Annotated in this window: 21 protein-coding genes; 7 read left to right on the top strand and 14 right to left on the bottom strand. The window is 69.1% G+C overall.

The window, feature by feature from the left end:
* Positions 1-223 precede the first annotated feature (223 nt).
* Both SACXIDRAFT_RS21545 and SACXIDRAFT_RS21550 read right to left on the bottom strand, forming a co-directional pair.
* Complete coding sequence (locus tag SACXIDRAFT_RS21545; protein WP_006240805.1) at positions 224-1,813, bottom strand: FAD-dependent monooxygenase; 1,590 nt, start codon at positions 1,811-1,813, stop codon at positions 224-226.
* Between the two features lies 1 nt (position 1,814).
* Complete coding sequence (locus SACXIDRAFT_RS21550; RefSeq protein ID WP_006240806.1) at positions 1,815-2,777, bottom strand: MBL fold metallo-hydrolase; 963 nt, start codon at positions 2,775-2,777, stop codon at positions 1,815-1,817.
* 384 nt (positions 2,778-3,161) lie between these two features.
* Between SACXIDRAFT_RS21550 and SACXIDRAFT_RS21555 the strand changes: the two genes are divergently transcribed.
* From SACXIDRAFT_RS21555 to SACXIDRAFT_RS21565, 3 genes are all read left to right on the top strand, one after another.
* Positions 3,162-4,490, top strand: coding sequence for an MFS transporter (locus SACXIDRAFT_RS21555; RefSeq protein WP_006240807.1), 1,329 nt, complete (start codon positions 3,162-3,164; stop codon positions 4,488-4,490).
* 543 nt (positions 4,491-5,033) lie between these two features.
* Positions 5,034-5,486 (top strand): SgcJ/EcaC family oxidoreductase, encoded by a 453-nt coding sequence (locus SACXIDRAFT_RS21560; protein WP_006240808.1) that lies wholly within the window; start codon positions 5,034-5,036, stop codon positions 5,484-5,486.
* A complete protein-coding gene (locus SACXIDRAFT_RS21565; protein WP_232285361.1) occupies positions 5,483-6,340 on the top strand; it encodes an SDR family oxidoreductase in 858 nt (285 codons plus the stop codon). Before SACXIDRAFT_RS21560 ends, SACXIDRAFT_RS21565 begins: the two co-directional genes overlap by 4 nt.
* 243 nt (positions 6,341-6,583) lie before the next feature.
* Here the strand turns inward: SACXIDRAFT_RS21565 and SACXIDRAFT_RS21570 are convergent, their stop codons facing one another.
* On the bottom strand, positions 6,584-7,042 hold the full coding sequence (locus tag SACXIDRAFT_RS21570) for a MarR family winged helix-turn-helix transcriptional regulator (RefSeq protein ID WP_006240810.1): 459 nt from the start codon (positions 7,040-7,042) through the stop codon (positions 6,584-6,586).
* Between the two features lie 48 nt (positions 7,043-7,090).
* Between SACXIDRAFT_RS21570 and SACXIDRAFT_RS21575 the strand changes: the two genes are divergently transcribed.
* On the top strand, positions 7,091-7,537 hold the full coding sequence (locus tag SACXIDRAFT_RS21575; protein ID WP_006240811.1) for a DUF5313 family protein: 447 nt from the start codon (positions 7,091-7,093) through the stop codon (positions 7,535-7,537).
* 86 nt (positions 7,538-7,623) lie between these two features.
* Positions 7,624-8,169 carry a DinB family protein gene (locus SACXIDRAFT_RS21580; protein ID WP_006240812.1) on the top strand — a complete coding sequence of 182 codons (546 nt, stop codon included), beginning with the start codon at positions 7,624-7,626 and terminating at the stop codon, positions 8,167-8,169.
* A 283-nt stretch (positions 8,170-8,452) separates the two neighbouring features.
* Here the strand turns inward: SACXIDRAFT_RS21580 and SACXIDRAFT_RS21585 are convergent, their stop codons facing one another.
* The 6 genes from SACXIDRAFT_RS21585 to SACXIDRAFT_RS21610 form a co-directional block, all read right to left on the bottom strand.
* The gene (locus tag SACXIDRAFT_RS21585; RefSeq protein WP_006240813.1) at positions 8,453-9,133 is read right to left on the bottom strand and encodes a response regulator transcription factor; all 681 of its coding nucleotides are present in this window, start codon (positions 9,131-9,133) and stop codon (positions 8,453-8,455) included.
* Between the two features lie 35 nt (positions 9,134-9,168).
* Positions 9,169-10,167, bottom strand: coding sequence for a hypothetical protein (locus SACXIDRAFT_RS21590; protein WP_006240814.1), 999 nt, complete (start codon positions 10,165-10,167; stop codon positions 9,169-9,171).
* 38 nt (positions 10,168-10,205) lie between these two features.
* Positions 10,206-10,655 (bottom strand): hypothetical protein, encoded by a 450-nt coding sequence (locus SACXIDRAFT_RS21595; protein ID WP_006240816.1) that lies wholly within the window; start codon positions 10,653-10,655, stop codon positions 10,206-10,208.
* Positions 10,656-11,013: 358 nt separating this feature from the next.
* The gene (locus SACXIDRAFT_RS21600; RefSeq protein WP_006240817.1) at positions 11,014-12,270 is read right to left on the bottom strand and encodes a M14 family metallopeptidase; all 1,257 of its coding nucleotides are present in this window, start codon (positions 12,268-12,270) and stop codon (positions 11,014-11,016) included.
* A 430-nt stretch (positions 12,271-12,700) separates the two neighbouring features.
* Positions 12,701-13,405, bottom strand: coding sequence for an SAM-dependent methyltransferase (locus SACXIDRAFT_RS21605; RefSeq protein WP_006240818.1), 705 nt, complete (start codon positions 13,403-13,405; stop codon positions 12,701-12,703).
* Positions 13,406-13,479: 74 nt separating this feature from the next.
* Positions 13,480-14,370 carry a LysR family transcriptional regulator gene (locus tag SACXIDRAFT_RS21610; protein ID WP_006240819.1) on the bottom strand — a complete coding sequence of 297 codons (891 nt, stop codon included), beginning with the start codon at positions 14,368-14,370 and terminating at the stop codon, positions 13,480-13,482.
* A 78-nt stretch (positions 14,371-14,448) separates the two neighbouring features.
* Between SACXIDRAFT_RS21610 and SACXIDRAFT_RS21615 the strand changes: the two genes are divergently transcribed.
* Both SACXIDRAFT_RS21615 and SACXIDRAFT_RS21620 read left to right on the top strand, forming a co-directional pair.
* Positions 14,449-15,387 (top strand): EamA family transporter, encoded by a 939-nt coding sequence (locus tag SACXIDRAFT_RS21615; protein WP_006240820.1) that lies wholly within the window; start codon positions 14,449-14,451, stop codon positions 15,385-15,387.
* Positions 15,384-16,010, top strand: coding sequence for an NAD(P)-dependent oxidoreductase (locus tag SACXIDRAFT_RS21620; protein WP_006240821.1), 627 nt, complete (start codon positions 15,384-15,386; stop codon positions 16,008-16,010). The genes SACXIDRAFT_RS21615 and SACXIDRAFT_RS21620 overlap by 4 nt, the downstream gene beginning before the upstream one ends.
* 79 nt (positions 16,011-16,089) lie before the next feature.
* On the opposite strand, the gene SACXIDRAFT_RS21625 is transcribed toward SACXIDRAFT_RS21620, so the two are convergent.
* The 5 genes from SACXIDRAFT_RS21625 to SACXIDRAFT_RS21645 form a co-directional block, all read right to left on the bottom strand.
* Entirely contained in the window at positions 16,090-17,211 is a 1,122-nt protein-coding gene (locus SACXIDRAFT_RS21625; RefSeq protein ID WP_006240822.1) for an HAD-IIIC family phosphatase, read from the bottom strand.
* Entirely contained in the window at positions 17,208-18,359 is a 1,152-nt protein-coding gene (locus SACXIDRAFT_RS21630) for an acyl-CoA dehydrogenase family protein (RefSeq protein WP_006240823.1), read from the bottom strand. The genes SACXIDRAFT_RS21625 and SACXIDRAFT_RS21630 overlap by 4 nt, the downstream gene beginning before the upstream one ends.
* The gene (locus tag SACXIDRAFT_RS21635; protein WP_006240824.1) at positions 18,352-18,624 is read right to left on the bottom strand and encodes an acyl carrier protein; all 273 of its coding nucleotides are present in this window, start codon (positions 18,622-18,624) and stop codon (positions 18,352-18,354) included. Before SACXIDRAFT_RS21635 ends, SACXIDRAFT_RS21630 begins: the two co-directional genes overlap by 8 nt.
* Positions 18,625-18,636: 12 nt before the next feature.
* On the bottom strand, positions 18,637-19,482 hold the full coding sequence (locus tag SACXIDRAFT_RS21640) for a 3-hydroxyacyl-CoA dehydrogenase family protein (protein ID WP_006240825.1): 846 nt from the start codon (positions 19,480-19,482) through the stop codon (positions 18,637-18,639).
* A gap of 57 nt (positions 19,483-19,539) precedes the next feature.
* The coding region (locus tag SACXIDRAFT_RS21645) for an acyltransferase domain-containing protein (RefSeq protein ID WP_006240826.1) at positions 19,540-20,743 on the bottom strand (1,204 nt) is incomplete at its 5' end.

Consider the following 20,743-nt stretch of genomic DNA (forward strand, 5'->3'; position numbering starts at 1 on the left):
GACGCCGTCGTGTTCACCGCCCGTAACCATGATGATGGTCACGATCACGTGCGTTATCGCCTTTTCGCCGGTTTCCTGCCGGATTCGCCCATGCCTGCGGGAAGCGGGGGATGCCCGGGGAAGACAGTGAGAACCGGGACTCCGGCGCGGGACGCCTCGGCGGAGGCTCCTGCGCACCGGAGTCCCGGAGTATCCAGAACCGACGTGCCGGTTCTGGAGGCGCTCAGGCCGAGCCCGGGGTCGGCGCCCCACCCACCGCGCGGAACAACGCCGGTGTCAGCTCGGCGGGATCGGTCACGACCGCCGCCGTGTAGGCGTCGGGCCTGATCAGCCACAGCTCGCCGGGTCGCGTGCCGAGCGCCTCGGTCACCACCCCGTCCTCGTCGAGGTCGGCGAGCGACAGCACCCGCACCGGCCACGGCACCGACGACACGTCGGGCGCCTCGGCTCCCTGCGCCACGAGCACGCAGAAGCCGTCGCGGAGCAGCTCGCGCAGGCGGGTGACCTCCGGCGCGGACACCGGGACGTCGGGCACGAGGATGCCCGGTCCCGACGGCGGCACCTGACCTCGGGGCGGGCGACCCGCGAACGGCCTTCCCGGGTCGGGCGTGGTGAGCGGCGAGGTGACGTACCAGAACGGCTCCGACAGTCTTCCGGAGTCCACTTTGGAGCGCAGCTCGGGGTCCGTCGCCGCGCCGGTCAGCACCGACTCACGCAGCGCCGCCTGCTCCTCGTCGTGCGGAACGAGGAAGTCCATCGTGGCGGTGGTGACCTCGATGTTCTCCACCGCCGCCGCGTGCCGCTCGGTGTGGTACGTGTCGAGCAGCGACTCGTCGGCCCATCCGCGCAGCACGTAGGCGAGTTTCCACGCGACGTTCTCGGCGTCACCGACGCCCGAATTCAGTCCCCGCGCGCCGAACGGCGACACGAGGTGCGCACAGTCACCGGCCAGCAGCACCCTGCCGACCCTGAACCGGTCGGCGACCCTGGAGTGGAACCGGTACACCGACTTCCACACGATCTCGTAGTCGGCGTCGCCCACGATGGCGCGGATGCGGGCGTCGAGCGCCCCGCTGCGTTCCTCCTCGGCCAGGTCGTAGTCGCCGGGCACCTGCCAGTCGATCCGGAAGGTCGAGCCGGGGCACGGGTGGATCAGCACCTGACGTCCCGGATTCCAGACCGGGTCGAACCAGAACCGCCGCTCCCGAGCCCAGCCGGGGAGATCGACCCGGATGTCGCAGATGAGGAAGCGGTCGTCGAACGAGTGTCCTTCGAAGCGGACGCCGAGCGCGCTGCGCAGGTCCTCGCCGTGGGCGCCGGCGCAGGCGACCACGTAGTCGGCGACGACCTGGTCGCCCGACTCGGTCGTGAGCCGCACGCTGTCGGCGTCCTGATCGATCCGGGCGACCTTGTGGTTCCAGCGCACGTCGATCAAGGGCTGCCGCTCGATCCGTTCGTCCAGGATCTCCTCGACCCTGGACTGCGAGATGTTGACGAACGGCGGGAAGTCCGACCTGCCCGCGTCCTCCATGCTCAGGGCGAAGAGCTCGGTATCCCTGTGGAACGTCCTCGCGATCGACCACGTGACGCCCTCATCGGCGATGCGGCGGCCCGCTCCCACCGACTCCCACACGTCGAGCACGTCGCGCTGCTGGCAGATAGCCTTGGAGCCGATCTTGTCGCGGCCGGGGCGGCCGTCGAGCAGCACAACGGGAACACCCCATCGCGCGAGCAGCAACGCCGTCGTCTGTCCCACCGGCCCGTTGCCGATCACCGCCACACTGCGGTCTCGCACCGTCATCGCCTCCGTCACGTCAGTCCTGCAGAAGGTCCCAGATCTCACGGTCACGTTCGGCCGTCCAGATCACCGGCCGCTCGATCCCGGACAGCTCGTCCCAGAGGCGGGACACGTCGAAGGGCAGGCAGTGCTCGAAGATCGGCCACCGGCCGTAACGGGGGTTCAGCGCCGCGTGCGTGCGCTCGAACGCCTCCTTGAGCGTGCCGCCCGCGTCGTGAACGGCACCGACCTCACGGATCATCACGCGCAGGAAGTCCCTGGTCTGCTCGATGGCGGCGTCCACCGCTTCCCTGCCCCTGCTCACCGCACCCCGGCCGCCGACGAGTGCCTCCGCGCCGAACTCCTTCACACGGTCGAGCGTCGTGGACGCCCATTCGCGGTGGTAGGCGTCGCCCGTGTACAGGGCCGCCTCGGCCTCGACCAGGTCACCGGCGAACAGGATGCGATGCTTCGGCAACCACGCCACGACGTCGCCCTCGGTGTGCCCGCGACCGCAGTACTGGAGAACCAGATCGCCCCTGTCGCCGCCGAGGTCGATGGTCAGCCGGTCGGAGAACGTCACCGCGGGCCAGGTCAGCCCCGGCACCGAATCCGCGGCCTTGGCCAGCCTCGGCATGCGCGCGAACTCGCTCTCCCAGTCCTCGCGACCGCGTTCGGCCACGAGCGCGCGGGTGTTCTCGTGTGCCACGATCACTTCGGCGTCGAACGCCGACGCGCCGAGCACGCGCACAGCGTGGTAGTGCGACAGCACCAGGTAGCGCACCGGTTTGTCGGTGTGTTCCCGCAGCATGGCCAGCCAGTCGCGGGCCGCGACAGGGGTGGCCATCGCCTCGAAACAGACGAGGAAGTCCTCACCCTCGACCGCACCGACGTTGGGGTCGCCGTCCGCGGTCAGCGCGTAGACGCCGTCGGCGAGCACCTCCAGCTTCTGTTCCTTCTCGTCCAGATCCGCGGACGAGGCGAACGCCCTCCGAGCCATGACGCCTCCGATGATTAACGTCTTAACTATCTTCGGGCAGAGAGTAGATCCCCGAGCAGCGGAACGGAAGACCGGAGCTCGATTCCGCTCCGCTTCGCGGCCGGTTCGTGTCCTGGGACGACCCCGGGCGCCCCCGCTGCCCCACGTGTCCCAACTGCCCCGTTCCCGTGTTGTGCTGCGGCTTTCCGGCACTGTCGCTGTATCGTGACCGTCTGGCCACCGTGCGGAAGCACGACGGGCGCCCCGGCCGTCAGGCCACTCATCGCACCGGATCTCTCACTGAAAGTGTCTGGTCACAGGTCTGCCACTGGGGGCTGACGAGCGACGGTAAATGTGCTTAGTATCTGCCCACTCGTCGCAATTCCCCTGAACAACGGAGTTCCCATGGCCGCACCGACGTCGGCACCCTCCAGGGCCGCACTGTCGAAAGAGGAACGCAAAGTCCTCTGGAGCACGCTCGCTGGCACGTCGATCGAGTGGTACGACTTCTTCATCTACGCCCAGGCTGCCGGCCTGGTGCTCGCACCTCTGTTCTTCGAGCCACTGAGCAAGGACTCCCCCGGACTGGCCACCATCATCTCGCTGGCCACCATCGGCATCAGTTTCCTCTTCCGCCCGCTCGGCGCCATCGTGGCAGGCCGCTTCGGCGACCGGCTGGGCCGCAAGAAGATGCTGGTCTTCACTCTGGTGACGATGGGCGCCGCGACCGCCCTCATCGGACTGTTGCCCACGTACACCGAAATCGGCCTTGCCGCGCCGATCGTGCTGATGCTGCTGCGCATCGTCCAGGGCTTCTCCGCGGGCGGTGAGTGGGGCGGCGCCGCACTGATGTCCGTGGAACACGCGCCGGTGAACCGGCGAGGTCTGTTCGGCGCGTACCCGCAGATCGGTGTCCCGATCGGCATGATCCTGGCCACCGGTGTGCTGTGGACGATGACCACCGTGACCACCCCGGAGCAGTTCGAGGCGTGGGGCTGGCGGGTGCCGTTCCTGGTGTCCGTGCTGCTGGTCGGCATCGGCTACGCCATCCGCCGCTCGGTGGAGGAAAGCCCGGTCTTCAAGGAGATGCTGGAGCGCAAGAAAGCGTCGTCGGCGCCGCTGCGCGACCTCTTCCGCCGCAATGCCAAGCAGGTTCTGCTCACCGCGCTGATCTTCGTGGCCAACAACGCCGCCGGTTACCTCGTCATCGCGTACTTCATCTCTTACGGGACGAAGGTGCTGGAGATGCCGAGGCCGTCGGTGCTGCTCGCCGCCGTGTTCGCCTCCCTCGGCTGGTTGATCTTCACGCTCTACGGCGGCGCGCTGTCCGACCGCCTCGGGCGCGTGCGGACGTTCCAGATCGGCTACGCCTTCGTGTTCGTGTGGATGCTGCCGATGTTCTGGCTCATCGACCTCGGCAACATCATCGTGTTCGCGCTGGCGCTGTTCGTGCTGACGTTCGGGCTCGGCCTGTCGTACGGACCCATGTCGGCGATGTACGCGGAGATGTTCCCGGTGTCGGTGCGCTACTCCGGTGTGTCGATCGGGTACGCGCTCGGCGCGATCCTCGGCGGCGCGTTCGCCCCGATGATCGCGGAGCTGCTCATGCAGAAGACCGGATGGTCGGGCTCCATCGGCATCTACATCATGGTTCTGGCGGTGGTGTCCTTCGCCGGCGCCTCGGCCGTCAAGGAGCCGAAGGGCGTCGATTTGGGCATCGCGAAGAACGACTGAAACCACGCGTGTCCGCACTTCCCGCACGCGTGTCCGCACCTCTCGCACGGGTGTCCGCAGTTCCTGCACGCGTGTCCGCACTTCTCGCACGCGTGTCGGAAGAACTGACGCGGGCACCCGTGTGATCAGCGGACCCGGCGGTCCAGGTGGGGCGCGGGCACAGAATCAGCAGCGAACGGCGGCGAGACCGGTTCTCGCCGCCGTTCGCTTTGCCTGAAGGTCCGCTTCCCGCAGCGCAGTGATCGCACTCCACGCGGCAACGGCAGGCAGGTCGGCCTTCCCCCGCTCCGCCGGTGAGGCGGACGTCTTCTCCGCCGCACGACCACAACCGGTGACCTGGCACACAGAAGGCTGCCACCCTGTGCATCAGGTGCCGACACCCGTGCATCAGGTGCCGACACCCGCGCATGAAGTGCAAAGACCTGTGCGGGAAGTGCCGACAATCGTGCACACAGTGCGGACACGCGCGCACGGTTTGGGACGGCGCCGTTGCCAGTCGTTCGACAGATGCCCGGGCACGCTCGCCGCTCATACCGTGTGGGCATGGATCTCACCGGTCAACACGGGCCTTCGGCCGACATCCGTCCCCTTGCCATCACCGAACCTCTCGGCGAATCGGACGAGGCCGCCCTGCGTGCCCTCGTGCAGGACATCGAGACCGGGTTCAACGAGAAGCGTCCCGACATCCTCGACGGCGCGTTCACCGAGGACACCGTCGTCGTGGTGCCGGACGGCACTCTGATCCGGGGCTGGAGCGATCTCATCGCCTACCACACACGGCGCCTGTCCTCGGTGGTGCACGACTGGCGAATCCGGGCGAACGTCCTCGGAATCGCCCGCATCGACCGTGACACCGCGATCGTCCACATGCGGCAGGACATGGACACGGCGGAACGGTCGTTCGCCAATCACGGGACGATCGTGGCCGTTCGCAGGGACGGCCGGTGGTGGATCGCCGCGCTGCACAACACCAACGTCACCAGCGTCGAGCAGTGAAGGGAACATCGACCATGGTCATGGTGGTTTTCGGGGCCACGGGCAACATCGGCCGCCCTGTCGCCGCGGGTCTTCGCGCGGCGGGGCACGAGGTCAGGGTGACGACGCGCGATCCCGGCTCGGCCGCGTTCCCACCCGGCTGGCACGTCGTGGCCGCCGACCTGCTCCGGCCCGAAACCCTCCCCGCGGCGCTGGAGGGCGCCGACGGCGTGTTCGTCTACGCCGTCGAGGAGGGCGCTCGCGAGTTCGCTCGCGCGGCGGAGAAGGCTGGCGTGCGGCACGTGGTGTTGCTGTCGTCCGAGGCTGTCACTCACGAAGGAGCCGAGGACTCGCCGATCGCGCGCCAGCACCGTACCGTCGAGGTCGCGCTTGAGGAGTCCACACTCGACTGGACGTTTCTGCGTCCAGGCCTGCTGGCCACCAACACCCGCTGGTGCTGGCAACGACCGATCCGGGAGGCCGACCGGGTCCGGCTGCCCTACCCCGGCGCGCACACCGCACCCGTTCACGAGGACGATCTCGCGGCACTCGCGGTCACCGCGCTGACCAGGCCGGGACACGAGCGCCGCGCCTACCGTGTGCTCGGCCCCGAATCGCTGACGCTGGCCGAGCAGATCCAACACGTCGCCGAGGCACGGGGGCGGGCCATCACAGTCGAGCACGTGACACCTGACGAGGCGCGGGCAGAACTCGGCGCCATGATGCCCGAGGTGGCGGTCGAGGCGATGCTCGCGCACTGGGCGGCGCAGGACGGCAGGCGCGCCGAGATCTCGACCGTCGTGGAGGAGGTCACGGGTCGTCCTGGGCGCACGTTCGCCGAGTGGGCCGCCGACCACGCCGCCGACTTCCTGTGACGACGTGGCGGCATCGGAGGTCGGCGCGCCCCGACACGTGGCGGCATCGACGAGCACAGCGTCGGGCGCGCGCCGATAGGCGTGCACAAAACGCGAACACGCGCAGAGGAGTGCCGACGCACGTACACAGACTGCGGACGCACGCATACAGAGTGCAGACAACGTGCATAAAGTGCGGGCACGCGCGCACCAGCTGCAAACACCCGTGCACAGGGTGCGGACACGGGTGACGGCCCCGGGCGATCAGGGGTTCGCCGCGGCCCTTCGGGTTGCCGCGATGACCCTGCCCAGGGTCTCGTGCAGTTCCTGCAGCTCGCCGACCTCCATGCCGAGCCGCTCGACGATCTGGTACGGGATCTTCTCCGCCTCGGCGCGCAGCGCCCTCCCCGACTCGGTGAGATCGACGGCGAGCGCACGCTCGTCGGCGCGGTCGCGGTCGCGGGTGACGTAGCCGAGGGCCTCAAGCCGCTTGAGCAATGGCGACAGTGTCGCCGGTTCCGCACACAGCAGCTCACTGAGCGACTTGATCGACATCGGGGCGTTCTCCCACAACGCCAGCAGCACCAGGTATTGCGGATGGGTCAGGCCGTACGGCTTCAGCAACGGCCGGTAGAGCCCGATGACGCTGCGGGACGCGACAGAGAGCGCGAAGCACACCTGCCGGTCGAGCGCCAGCGGGTCGTCGCCCAGGTCGATCTGCATCCACACCATCCTAAAACGTTTAATGCACTAACTGTTAGGGTGCTGAGCATGTCTGCCAAGCCGCGTCGCCCCGGTCCCCATCGCTGGTTGTGGTACGCACTCGGCGGGCGACTTCCCGAAACCTACCGGGACTGGGTTCTGCTGGATCTCACCGGCAAGAGCTGGCTGTGGCGGCACTGCCTGCGCACGACGTTTCTCGTCGGCCCGCTGAGTGCCGCGTGGCTGCTGTTGCCCGGACCCCTCGGGCTGCGGCTGAGCCTGGTGTTGCTGGCCGCGCTGGTCGGCTATTTCTACTCGTTCGCCTTCGCCGAGGAGAACGCCGAGCACCGCCTCACCAAGCACGGCTACGAGTACGGAACGGGCAAGCGCATCCGCGCCGAGGCCAAGGCCGAGGCTGAGGCCGACATCCGCGAGCGCTACCTCGCCCGCTACCGAAGTGAACCGGGCGAAGGATCGGCTGCGGCCGCGCCTTCAGCGAGTGAGGGCCACCACTGACAACGGCTCGCCCCGTCGTCGTCTGGAACCTTCTGGAACGGCAACCCGGCGGTCGTCGGGCGCCGAGTTTGGTGGAAGATCAGCTCATGTCCTCGAATCGCCGTGACCTCGTGCGCCGACAGTTCGATCTGACGTGGTCCCTCCTCGACCTCCATCTCACCGAGCTGGTCGCCGAAGACTTCGTGTGGGAGCCCGCTCAGCATTGCGGGACGATGCGGCAGGACACCGGCGGAACCTGGGTCGCCGACTTCGCGGAGTCGGAACCCCACCCCATTCCCGTTCCCACCATCGGCTGGGTCACTTGGCACCTCGGCTGGTGGTGGACTGCGGCCCTCGATCACGCACGAGGACGAAAGCCCCGAGGGCACGACGAAATCCCGTGGCCGGGCGTGGGAGAGGCCACGATCGACTGGGTGCGAGGTCTACGCGCCGAGTGGATCGCGGTGCTGGACCAGCTGTCCGACGAGGATCTGGACTCCACGGCGTCGTTCCCGTGGCCGGAAGAGGCGGGCCGCACGGTCGCGGACACGGTGGCATGGGTCAACGCCGAGCTGATGAAGAACACGGCCGAGATCGGTCAGCTCAGAGTGCTGCGTGCCGCGACGTCTCACTCCACAACCGACGCGCCGTAGTCCCCTCGGCGGAGCGCCGCCATGGGCGGCTTTCTCCGAAAGCCCCGGCCGGCGCCGGTCGGCACGGGATGGCTCGCCACGGGAACACTGACCCTCCTGCCGCTCCGCGACGGGATCAGGGCTGGCCTCCGGCCTCGATAAGCAAGACCTCCAATGCCGTGCTCTGCCCACATTCGATCGTTCACCGAACCATCGGTGATATCGAGGTCGCTGGACTACAGCGGCATATAGCCGTTACTCGCGGCCAGGCTGAGGCCGACATCCGCGAGCGCTACCTCGCCCGCTACCGGCAACCGGAGTGAGCCGGGGCGCCCACGCGGTCGGACAGTCCATAGCCGACGCCACGCACAGTGCGCACGATATCCGGAGAGCCGAGCTTGTGTCGCAAGCTGCTCACATGCACCTCAAGAGTGCGCGCGACCCCCTTCCAAGTCGTGGACCACACCTCGGCCAGGATCTGCTCCCGGCACACGACCATCCCGCCGGCCCGCACCAGCACGAGGAGAAGGTCGAACTCCTTACGGGTCAAGGCTATTTCCCTGCCTTGCCGCTGTACGGTGCGGCGGGCCACATCGATCACGAGATCGGAAAGACGAAGCTGCGCCCGAGCCGGATATCGGCTACGCCGGATGAGGGCGTTCATGCGTGCGTTCAGCTCAGCGAAGCTGAACGGTGTGACGACATAGTCATCAGCACCGGCCCACAGGCCGCGAAGACGTTCGGCTTCGGTGTCTCGCCGGGTGACGACGATGACCGGAGTCGTGTCGGTAGCCCGGAAGCATCGCAACCAGGCGATCCCGTCCCCTCGGGCAAGCCACAGATCCAGCAGGATCAGGTCCGGCCGAGGCGACACCGGTATGGACTCGAAGGAGCACGTACTGACCACCTCGTGCCCATGGCGCCGCAACATGGTCGCCATCATTTCGACGAGTCTTTCGTCATCATTGACGAGAAGGATCCGCACCCGGCAATCCTAGGGTCGGCCGATCGCGATGTCGATCATTGACGGGAGGACGAGACGACCTCTCGTGCGCGCTGATATCGCTCGTCGAAGAACTGTCGCACTCTGTCCAATTCGTTCTGGTGCTGTGCGAGAACCTCGCTCTCGTACTGGCTGAGCAAAGAGAGCCTCGTACCCAGGTAGTCCACCTCGTCCCGGCAGGTCGCCAGCGCCACCGCCGTCTCGATCTCTTCCTCGGTCGGCGGGCCCGCCCACCTCGGATCGTTGACGACCGCGAACGGGTTCGGAGCATCCGTTCCCGTCGCCGTTTCGAAGCAGTCAGCCCATCGCCGGGTCGCCTCGATCATCACGGGGTCTTGCGCAGCGAGGTCCCCGGCCGTTTTCCGGAGCGCGAGCACGGTGTTGATCGCGTCCAGCTCCGCTCCCGGTGCCGTGCCCTCGACGGGACGGTCGAGACCATCCGACAGTCGCTCATCCGCCTCCCCGACGCACCCGTCCTCGGGAACGGCCACGCCGTTGCGCGACCTCAGCACTGGTCCGCCGTTGTCCTCCTGAATCCGCCAGCCGTTCAACACGGCGACCCGGTCTGCCCAGAGCCGGGCCGAGTCCGGTCGCGTGCCGCCGCTCGCGTCCGCCCGTGCCATGCCCTGCTCGGGAGGATGGAATCCGTGACGACGAGCCAGCTCCACCGGCACCTCGACCGCCTGCGCACGCTCACGCAACCTGGTCACAAGGCCTCCATCGACCGGGAGCATCGGCCGATCCTGTCCGAGCCCGTAGCGATTCAGACACTGTCTGGCCAGCAGATCACGGGCCACGGCCGTCACACGGTCCGCCTCAGGAGTCGGCAGATAGTCGTCAAGGGGCGATGTCGCCGCGTTGGCCCGGTCGCCGGACTCTCGCGGCAGGTCGGCACCGCAGCCTCCCGTCCCGACCACGACGGCCGCCGACAAGCAGGCCAGGATCAGCACACGAATCGCTTGTCCGCGCAACGGATACCTCCGGGAGAACGACTCCCCGGCCAGGGCGGTGCCCATGACCGGGGAAAGTGGACAACGACCTGCCTGTCTGCCGCTCAGGTCACCCCGTAACCGGCGCGACCGCAGTGCTCCGGATCCTGCTCGCTGTACTCGCCGGTGCAGGCGTAGTACTCGACCATCATTCCCTCAGGCGTGTAGGCACCACCGTTACGGTCGTAGGTGGCACACACCCACTGCGTGCCTGCGCCCTTGGTGTTCCACACCGGTTTCCAGTAGAAGTACGCGGGCAACCGCACCGAGTTGGGGTCCCACCACTTCCCCAGCGCCACAGCGGAACGGCCGTCCGCTTTCGCGTCCCACGAGCACAGCTTGTCGCCGTACGACACGAACTTCGCCCGCCCAGCGTTGTCGCTGGAGTAGATCACGGAACCGTCGTCACCTGCCTGCGCGGCCGGAACCTGCCCGGTCACCGCGCTCGCCGCGCAGAACGCCATGGCCGCGAACGCGGCACCCAGCACTCTCCGCACCGTTGTCTTCGTGAGCAACTGGTACTCCCTTCATGGGTCGGGACCGCGAGCCAGGCGTGCCCGCGTCGGGTTCCCCCTTCGCCGGAGTGCTGGCGCGAGCGGCCCGCTCGGCAAGGTGACCGTAGCCCCGTGGCCCCCGCTCGGCCGCGACCCACGGCCGGCACTGAGGTTCCGTTGAGGTTTCCGGAGCCGGAATCATCCGGAAGCTGGGTGTGTTGCGGCTCTCGGCCGCCCGACCGGACGCGGACCGCAAGCCCGATGTCCCGGCGTCATTCGCGGCTGCCACCAAAACGACGACCGGCACCAGATGCGGCGCCGGTCGTTTCGATGGTTCGTCGCGGGGACGGCGGCCTCTCCTGCCGTCCCCGCGACGGGATCAGGGCTGGGCTCCCGCTTCGGTGAGCAGGATGTCCACGGCCTCGTCATTGCGCCGGGTCTCGGGTTCGATCCGCTCGTCGGGCGGGTAGAATCCGCCGATCCCGCCCCCGCTGGCCGGATACATCTCGAACGTCAGGCTGAGAATGCCGTGCTCGGCCCACATCCAGTCGTTCACCGAACCATCGGTGATGTAGAGGTCACTGGACTGCTGCGGCGTGTAGCCGTTGCTCGCGGCGAGCTTGCGCCCAACCTCCTGGAAGCGGCGCGCCTCCTCCCGCGACATGGTGTCGGTGGTGTCGGAGTAGGTGTAGCCGTAGGGCCACAGCACCAGCTCGGAGTAGGTGTGGAAGTCGATGTGTGCCTTGATCTGCTGACTCCCACCGACCACACGGGACTCGACGAACGACGCGACGGCCCGCGTCTCGGGTGCCGAGAACGCCGAGGTGCCCCGGTAGGTGTCACTGTAGGGCGATCCGCTCGATCCGCCGCAGCAGCCCCACTTGTAACCCCAGTTGCGGTTCAGGTCGGTGCCGTAGTAGCCCTGCCGGTTCTTCCGCCAGCCCTTGTAGCGCCCGCCTTCGATGTCGTACTCCGACCCGTCGGGGTTGACCGACGGGATCACGTAGATCTCGCGCGTGTTCACCAGCTCCGTGACCGTGGGGTCGGTTCCGTACTCGTCGGTGAACCGCTCGACGATGCGCAGGCACATCTCGGTGGTCAGATGTTCCCGTGCGTGCTGGTTGCAGGTGAACAGCACCTCGGGTTCGTCCTCGTCCTGCGCGACGTTGTCGCTGATCTTCATCAGGTGCAGGGCTCGGCCCTGGTACGAGGAGCCCGCACTCGACAGCGACGCGATATCGCCGTGTTCACTGTCCGCTCGCTGGAGCACCTCCGTGAGTTCGCCGTAGGTGTGATAGCCCTCGTCGCCTGCCGGGAACTCGTCGGCCGACGTCGCCATGTCCGGGTTCCGCGCAGCGAGCAGGTCTTCGACGTCGCCGACGCGCTCGACGTCGATTCCCTTGGCCTGCAACGACTTCGCGAGGGCTGCGCTCGCCGAGAACGTCGTCACCCCGTCGCTCGTACCCCAGATGTCCGCGCCAGAACGCGCGATGGCGGTCCGTTGTGCGCTGTCCGTGCCTCGCGCCTCGTACAGCATCCGATCGTTGTCGTCCTGCGCCGCGCCCGCCGGCGCGACCGATGCAGCGAGCAGCAGCAATCCCGCTGCCGCGATGGATCCCCGACGCAGAATTTTCATGCAGTGAGGCTGACCGAGCCCGTGGACGAGAACAACCCGTCGAAAGTCGGGACCGGACGACCCCGCCCGGTTTCACCGAATGAGCCGCCCGTTCGATTTCCAGGTCCTTGACAGTCCTCTAAGGACTCGCTGGGTGCGGCCAGGACCGGGGGCCGCCCCACCGCGTGGTCGCACCAGTCATGCGCTCAGCGGTGAGCGGTTCGACACTGTGAAACGCGCGGATCGAACGGTCAGTCCGCCGCCGAGCCAACCTCGAAGATCGGCATCGTCATCGCAGTCGCCTCACTCCGTTCTCACCGTTGTTTACGGCCCAGCACGATCCGAAGTGTACGAGTCGGGACACGAAGACCCGGCCGTTCGAGGAAGTTCGGCATCGATCTTGACCAGTTCCTCCCAAGCGGACAATGCCCCGCGACGTGCGACGCGCCGATCAGCCTGCGCGGCGCACCCGCACGACGCTGTCGTGGCGCCGTCCAGGGCGGCCCTCGGGGTCGGTCAGTTCGCTCTCGACGGTCTCGGCCACCTCGACCGTCCACTGCCCGTCCGACAGCCGCAGCGCACCGACGACCTCCTCGACGGCGGGAAAGTGCACATCCTGCGGCGGTGAGTCCACCCAGGACGGCCATGCGGCGTGGCTGCCGATCACCAGCACGCCACCCGGCGCCACCGAATCGAGCGCGCGACGGAGGATGTCCTCCCGCTCGCCCTCCTCCGCCACGGGCGAGTGCAGGAACTGCGCCGAGACGAGGTCGAACGACCCTTCGGGCAGCGACCGGGCGAGATCGTGCCGCTGCCAGGTGATGCGGTCGCCGACTCCGGCCTCGGCCGCGTGGCCCTCGGCCCTGCGCAACGCCGTAGCCGACACGTCCACCGCCGTCACCCGCCAGCCCTGCCGCGCGAGCCAGATGGCGTCGCCACCCTCACCGCAGCCGAGATCCAGCGCGGTCCCCGGCGTCACGCCTTCCACCTCGCGTACCAGCAGCGCATTGGGCTTGCCGCTCCAGACGGAATCCTTCTCCTCGTAGAAGTCTTCCCAGAATCGCTCCGCGGATTGCTCGCCGGGGCTGGGCCTCCACCGGTGACTGTCATCGTGGTTGTACTGATCCCGCTGATCCCGCTGATTCGCCGATGTCATGACACCACTGTGAGACACGCAAGGCGCGCCGCTCCAGCTTTGTTGCCGGTCCCGCAAAATACCGTGCCGGAACGTCACGTCCCGGCGGCGACGTCCACCGGGACGTCGAGCAGGTCGAGAAACGCCGTGGCCGCCGGCCGGGGGTCGGAGCGGCTCCAGATCACGTACTCGACCCGTTGCGGCGCGTCGCTCACGGGGATCGTGGCGACACCGGTGAGCCGTGGCACGAACCGCGAGGGAAGCATCGCGACACCGAGACCCTGCTGCACGAGCCGCACCATGATGTCCACCGCGCCGACCTCCAGAGCGACCTCGCGGTCGATGCCCGCGGCCTCGAAGGCCAGATCCGACTGGGCGCGGCCGGCCGAGTCGGCGGGGAAGTCCACGAAGACCTCCGCCGCCAGACTGCGCAGCGCCACCTCGGTCTCACCGGCGAGCGGGTGGTCCGGGGCGACCACGGCGACATGCCGGTCCCTGGTCAGCTCCCACGCCCGCACCCCGCGCGGTTCCACGGTGGCGGGCAAGCCGAGGAACGCGATGTCGAGGTCGCCGTGCTTGACCTGCTCGACGAGGTCGAGGCTGTGCCCCTGACGCAGGTGGATGCGCACGTGCGGGTAGCGGGTGTGGAATCGCGTGAGCGCGGCGGGAACATCGACGGCCGCGACCGTGGGGATCACGCCGAGCGCCAGCCTGCCCCGCACCTCGCCGAGCGCCGCGGCGGCGTCGATGACGGCCCGCTCGGCGGCGGCGAGGCACTGCCGCGCGGCGGGGAGGAACGCCTCACCGGCGGCGGTCAGCCGCACGCGGCGGCTGGTGCGGTCGAAGAGCCGCCCGCCCAGTTCGCGTTCCAGCCTGGCGATCTGGTGACTCAGCGCCGACTGGACGACGAGACATCGCTCGGCCGCTCTCGTGAAGCTCTTCGTCTCGGCCACCGCGACGACGTAGCGGAGCTGCTGCAATTCCATCGATCCATGATTCAGCACGATCAATCACATGACAAACATGTGTTGGACTCATGGATCGAGTCGCCGAAAACTGGGGGTATGGCAGTCCTCTCCCCGTCCCGCCCGAGCACCGGCCGCGCCGGACGCACGGCGATCACGGCACTCGCCCCCGCCGTGTGGGGCACGACCTATGTGGTGACCACCGAGTTCCTCCCGCCGGGGCACCCGTTCTTCGCCGCGCTGCTCCGCGCGCTGCCCGCCGGGCTCATCGCGCTCGCAATCACCAGGACCCTGCCGCGCGGGATGTGGTGGGGCAGGGCCGCGATCCTCGGTGTGCTCAACATCGGATTGTTCTTCCCTCTGCTCTTCGTGGCGGCCGAGCGGCTTCCCGGTGGTATCGCCGCGACGCTGGCCGCGAGCCAGCCGGTGATCGTCGTGGTGCTCGCCGTGGTGTTGCTGCGCGAGCGGCCTTCGGGGTGGCGCACGTCGTGGGCGGTGGCCGGTGTCGTCGGCGTCGGCCTCGTGGTGCTGCGGCCGTCCTCGGCCGCGTTCGACCTCGTGGGAGTGTTCGCTGCGCTGGGCAGCGCGGCCAGCATGGCGCTGGGAGTGACCCTCACCAAACGCTGGGGGCGGCCGGACGGCATCGGCCCCACCGCGTACGCGTCGTGGCTGCTCACCGCCGGTGGCCTGTTCCTGCTGCCGGTCACGCTGATCGCCGAGGGGGCCCCACCCTCCGTTGACGGTCCCGCCGTGCTCGGCTACCTCTGGCTGGGCATCGTCGGCGGGCTGCTGGCCTACATCGTGTGGTTCCGCGGGATCGCCGAGTTGCCGGTCACCTCGGTCGCCCTGCTCGGCCCCCTGTCCCCGATCGTCGCCGCGCTGCTGGGCGTGCTGGTGCTCGGCGAGACGCTGGGACCGCTCCAGCTCGCGGGCTTCGCCCTCACCGTCGCGGCCGTCACCGCAGGACAGCTGTCGCCGCGTTCGTCCCGCTCCGCCATGGAAAACCCGAGAACCCCGAAGGAAAGGACACACCAGTGAAGATCATCGTCCTCGGTGCCACCGGCATGGCTGGCTCGCGAGTGGTCACCGAGGCGCTCGCCCGTGGCCACGAGGTTGTCGGTGTGTCCCGCCATGGCGCACCGGACACGCCCGGAGTGACCGCCGTCAGCGCCGACGTCACCGACGTCGAGCGCATGACCTCGCTTCTCGCGGTGGCCGACGCGGTCGTGTGCGCGACCCGGCCGCGCCCCGGCGAGGAACACACGGTGCCTGCCACCACGGCTGCCGTGCTCGACGCGGCGGCGGCCGCGGGGACCAGGGTCGTCGTCGTCGGTGGTGCGGCACCGCTGTCCAGCCCCGGCCGCCCCGGACTGCTCGTTCTCGACGACCCGCGCTACGTTCAGGAGGCCTGGCGCGACGCGGCCGTCGCCAGTGTCGAGCAGTTCCGCGTGTGCGAGAAGCACTCCGCCGACTGGGTCTATCTCAGCCCCGCCGCGATGCTGGAGCCGGGCGAGCGCACCGGCCGGTACCGGCGCGGCGGCACCACGCTCGTCGCCGCACCGGACGGCACGTCCCGCATCTCGGCCGAGGACATGGCCGTGGCCGTGCTCGACGAGATCGAGCAGCCCTGCGGGCAGCGGCACCTCGGCGTCGGGTACTGACACCCGGCGAGGAAAAGAGTCCCTTATGGACCGGATTCGCCAGGAGTTCCGGAGCCCTGGCGAATCCGGTCCTTCCCGCTCACGGCGTTCCGCCGACCCCGGCGCCTGCTCTCGGCCACCGCCGCCCGAGGCCGGGCGTGCGCACGTGCATGGTGGTGGGCGGCTCGTGCCGTTGGGGCAGCAGGTGCAGCCGTTGCAGACCGTCCACATCGGTGTCTGGTACGGCGGAGCGGCAGTCGCAGTCTCCCTCGTCGAAGCCCGCGAACCGGTAGGCGATCTCCATCATGCGGTTGCGATCCGTGCGGCGGAAGTCGGCGAGCAGATGCGCACCGGCCTCGGCTGCCTCGGTCGCGAGCCAGTTCAGCAGCACCGTGCCGACCCCGAAGGACACCACCCGGCAGGACGTGGCCAGCAGCTTGAGGTGCCAGGCTGGGCCACGATTCTCCAGCAGCAGCACACCGATCGCGCCGTGCGTGCCGAACCGGTCGGCCAGGGTGGCGACAAGCACCTCGTGGTCGTCGTCGCCGAGCAGCCCGCGCAGCGTCTCGTCCGAGTAGTGCACGCCGGTGGCGTTCATCTGGCTGGTGCGCAGCGTCAGCTCCTCCACCCGGCTCAGCTCTACCTCCGTGGCACGGAAGACGTCGAGTTCGAGTTTCAGCGATCGCAGGAACTCCTCGTCGGGGCCGGTGAACTCCTTGCGCTCGGCGTCGCGCCGGAAGTTGGCCTGGTACATGGCGCGGCGCTTGCCCGAATCGACGGTGCGCGTGGCCGGGGTGAACTCGGGCAGTTCCGTCAGCGTCGCCGCCTGCTCGGCCGGGTAGCACCGCACCTCGGGAAGGTGGAAGGCCACCTCGGCGCGTTCGGCCGGCTGGTCGTCGATGAACGCGATGGTGCGGTGGGCGAAGTTGAGGCGTTCGGCGATGGAGCGCACTGACTCCGACTTCGGACCCCAGCCGATCTCGGCGAGGACGAAGTACTCCGCGATGCCCAGCTCCTCCAGCCTGGCCCACGTGGGTTCGTGGTCGTTCTTGCTCGCCACCGCCTGGAGGATGCCACGGGAGTCGAGTTCGGCGACGACCGCTCTGATGTCGTCGGCCAGCGTCACCTCCCCGTCCTCCAGCAGCGTCCCCTTCCACAGCGTGTTGTCCAGGTCCCAGACCAGGCACTTCACTGTGGTCACGTGCTCGGTGTGCTCGCTCACCGGTGCCCTTCCTTCCGGTCCGCGACCGCTCCGCCAGCGGCGCCGAGGGCGTGCCGCGCCAGGATCAGCTCGCAGATCTCGCTACTGCCCTCGATGATCTCCATCAACTTCGCGTCCCGGTACGCCCTGGCGACCGGGTGGCTGTGCCGCGCGCCCGCCGAGGCGAGCACCTGCACGGCGGAGGCCGCGCCTTCCGCGGCGTTGCGGGAACTGACGTACTTCGCCAGCACCGTCGCCGACACGGCGTCGGGCGAACGCGCGTCCCAGCACGCGCTCGCGTGCGCGCACATCCGCGTCGCCGTCTGCTCGGCCGTCCACAAGCCAGCGATGTGCCGCGCGACGAGCTGATGATCGGCCAGCGGGCTGCCGAACTGCTCGCGCTCCCGCGCGTGTGCGGTGACCTCGGCCAAGCACGCGCGGAGGATGCCGACGCACCCCCACGCCACCGACATCCGCCCGTAGGACAGGGCGGTGGTCACCAGCAGCGAGGTGGGGAACTCGCCGCCTCCGAGCACGCTTCCCGCGTCGAGGCGCACGCCGTCCAGCCGCACGACGGCGTGCCCCGCCGCCACGCACCCCAGCGGTTCGGGCACCCGCTCCACGGTCACGCCGGGCGCCGACGTCGGCACCACGACGGCCGCCGAACCGCTGCCGTGCCTGCCGAACACCACCACGAGGTCGGCGTAGCAGGCGGCGGTGATCCAGACCTTCTCCCCCGTCACCACCACGGAGTCGCCGTCCGGTTCGATGCGGGTCGTCATCGCGGCGAGGTCGCTGCCCGCGCCGGACTCGCTGAACGCCACGGCCGCCACCTCGCCGCCACGCGCCAGCCTCGGCAGCAGCTCCGCGCGCTGCTCGCGATCGGCGAGCCGCTGCACGGTCCACGCCGCCATGCCCTGCGAGGTCATGAGGCTGCGCAGGGAGCTGCACCGGCTGCCGACGAACGCGGTGAACTCCCCGTTGTCCGCGCTGCTCAGGCCCAGCCCGCCGTAGCGGGAGGCCACCTGCGCGCACAGCAAGCCCCGCGTGGCGAACTCGCGCACCACCTCGTCCGGGATGACGCCGTCGCGGTCCCACGAATCAGGCCCCTGCCCGATCAGGGCGTCCGCCGACTCACGCAGCTCCGCCAGCCCGGCGGGCTCACCCATCGTGGTTCTCCTCGCGAAGCCTCCGCACGAGGTCGGTCATCACGCGCACGGTGCGGAAGTTGTCCAGCCGCAGATCCCGGCCCACGATCTCGATGTCGAAGGTCTCCTCAAGGAACACGACGAGTTCGGTGGCGAACAACGACGACACCGCGCCGCTGTCGAAGAGGTCGGTGTCCGGCTCCCAGGTGAGCTTGGTGCGCTGTTCGAGGAAACCGGAGATCCGCTCCGCGACGGCCTCGGTGGTCTGCTCGGAAGCGGTGGTCATGGCACGGTCCTTTCAGTAGTCGTAGAAGCCCCTGCCGGATTTCCGGCCGAGGTGTCCTGCCTGCACCTTGTCCAGCAGCAGCTGATCCGGCCTGCACCCCTCGTCGCCCGTTCTGGCGTGCAGGACCCGCAGCGAGTCGGCGAGGTTGTCGAGCCCGATCAGGTCGGCGGTGCGCAGCGGTCCTGTGCGATGCCCGAGACAGCCCTCGAAGAGGGCATCGACGGTCTCCGGTGGCGCGGTTTTCTCCCGCACCACCCTGATCGCGTCGTTGAGCATCGGGTGCAGCACACGGCTGGTGACGAACCCGGGGTGATCGGCCACCACGAGCCAGCGGCGGCCCAGCGCGGTGAGCACGGAGCCGAGCGCGGCCTGCGCGGCGTCGCCGGTGCGGCGGCCCCGGATCACCTCCACCATCGGGATCAGGTAGGGCGGGTTCATGAAGTGGGTGCCGAGGAAGTCCTCCGGCCGTGCCACCGCGTCGGCCAGTTCGTCGATCGGGATGGACGAGGTGTTGGACACCACCGGTGTTCCCGGCTTGACCAGTGCGGAGATCTCGGCGAGAACAGCGGCTTTCACCTCGGCCGTTTCGGTGACGGCCTCGATGACGGCACTCGCGTCCGCGCCGCTGCCCGCGGAGGTCGCGGTGCGCAGCTCACCGGGTTCGGTGTCTTCGGGCAGAGCGCCCATCAGCGTCGCGAGCTTCAACTCCTGGCGGATCTTGCGGCGCGCCCTGTCGAGGATCTGTTCATCGACGTCGATCAGCGTGACCGGCAGCCCGAAGCCGACGGCGAGCGTCGTGATGCCCACCCCCATGACCCCGGCGCCGAGCACCACGAGTGTGTGTTCGTCCTGTTCCATGACACCTCCACGAAGAATGCGGTCCCGGTTCCGTGCTCTCGTTGTCGCCCCGGCCGCTCACCCGGCCCTGGTGTCCAGCGCCGGCAGCACGACACCGAGCGCGGTGGCCAGATCGCCGCGCCGCACGGCGCTCCAGAACCGGCTGTCGGCGTCGGAGCCCTCGGCGACGTCGTCAAGGGGAAGTTCGACCCTCCTCCCGCCTCGGCACGCTCCCCGGAGATCGACGGCGGTGCCGTGCACGTGGGCCTCGGCGACGGAGGTCAGCAGGCGCGCCGCATCGCTCTCTCCCATGCGCAGCGTCCCGATCGCGGTGGCCCGTGCTCCCACCTCCGCCGCGATCTCCTCGATCGGGGCGACAAGCAGCGGGTGCGGGGACGGTTCGACGAACGTGCCGAACCCACGCCGCAGCAACGTGCGCACGGCGTTGTCGAACAACACCGGCCTGCGCAGGTTCTCGTACCAGTACTCCGCGTCCAGCTCAGCGGTGTCGAGCACTCCCCCTGTGACGGTCGAGCAGAAGAGGACGTCGGACGCCTCGCACCGGAGCGGGCCCAGCTCGTCGATGAGCGCACTGTGGATGGCATCGACCTGCGCGGAATGCGACGCGAAATCGGAGACGATCCGCGCCACGCGCACACCCTCGTCCACCAGCCCGGCGAAGAACTCCTCGATCGCGGCAGGCTCACCGGCGACGCTCGTGGTGCGTGGCCCGTTCACCGCGGCGACCGCGATCCGGTCGTCCCACGACGCCAGCCGCTGCCGCACCTCGGTGGCGGGCAGCGGCACGGAGAGCATGGCTCCCTTGCCTGCCAGCGCCCCCGCGATGAGCCTGCTGCGCAACGCCACCACACGCGCCGCGTCCTGGAGTGACAGCGCGCCAGCCACATGTGCGGCGGCGATCTCGCCTTGCGAATGGCCGACCACGGCGGCGGGGCGGACCCCGAACGCGCGCCACACGGCCGCGAGGGAGACCGCCATCGTGAACAAGGCGGGCTGCACGACGTCCACCCTGTTCATCGAGGCCGCGCCGCGACGGCCGCGCACCACGTCCACCAGCGACCAGTCCACGTACGGTTCGAACGCCTCGGCGCAGGCACGCACGCTGTCGCGGAACACGGGCGAGTCGTCCCACAGCCCGCCGCCCATCCCGCGCCACTGCCCGCCCGCACCAGTGAACACCAGCACCACGCCGCCGTCAGGGCTGGCGAGGCCGGACACCACGGCGTCGGAGGGTCGCCGCGCGGCGAGGGCGTCGAGCCCG

This window comes from Saccharomonospora xinjiangensis XJ-54, assembly GCF_000258175.1.
GTDB classification, from domain to species: domain Bacteria; phylum Actinomycetota; class Actinomycetes; order Mycobacteriales; family Pseudonocardiaceae; genus Saccharomonospora; species Saccharomonospora xinjiangensis.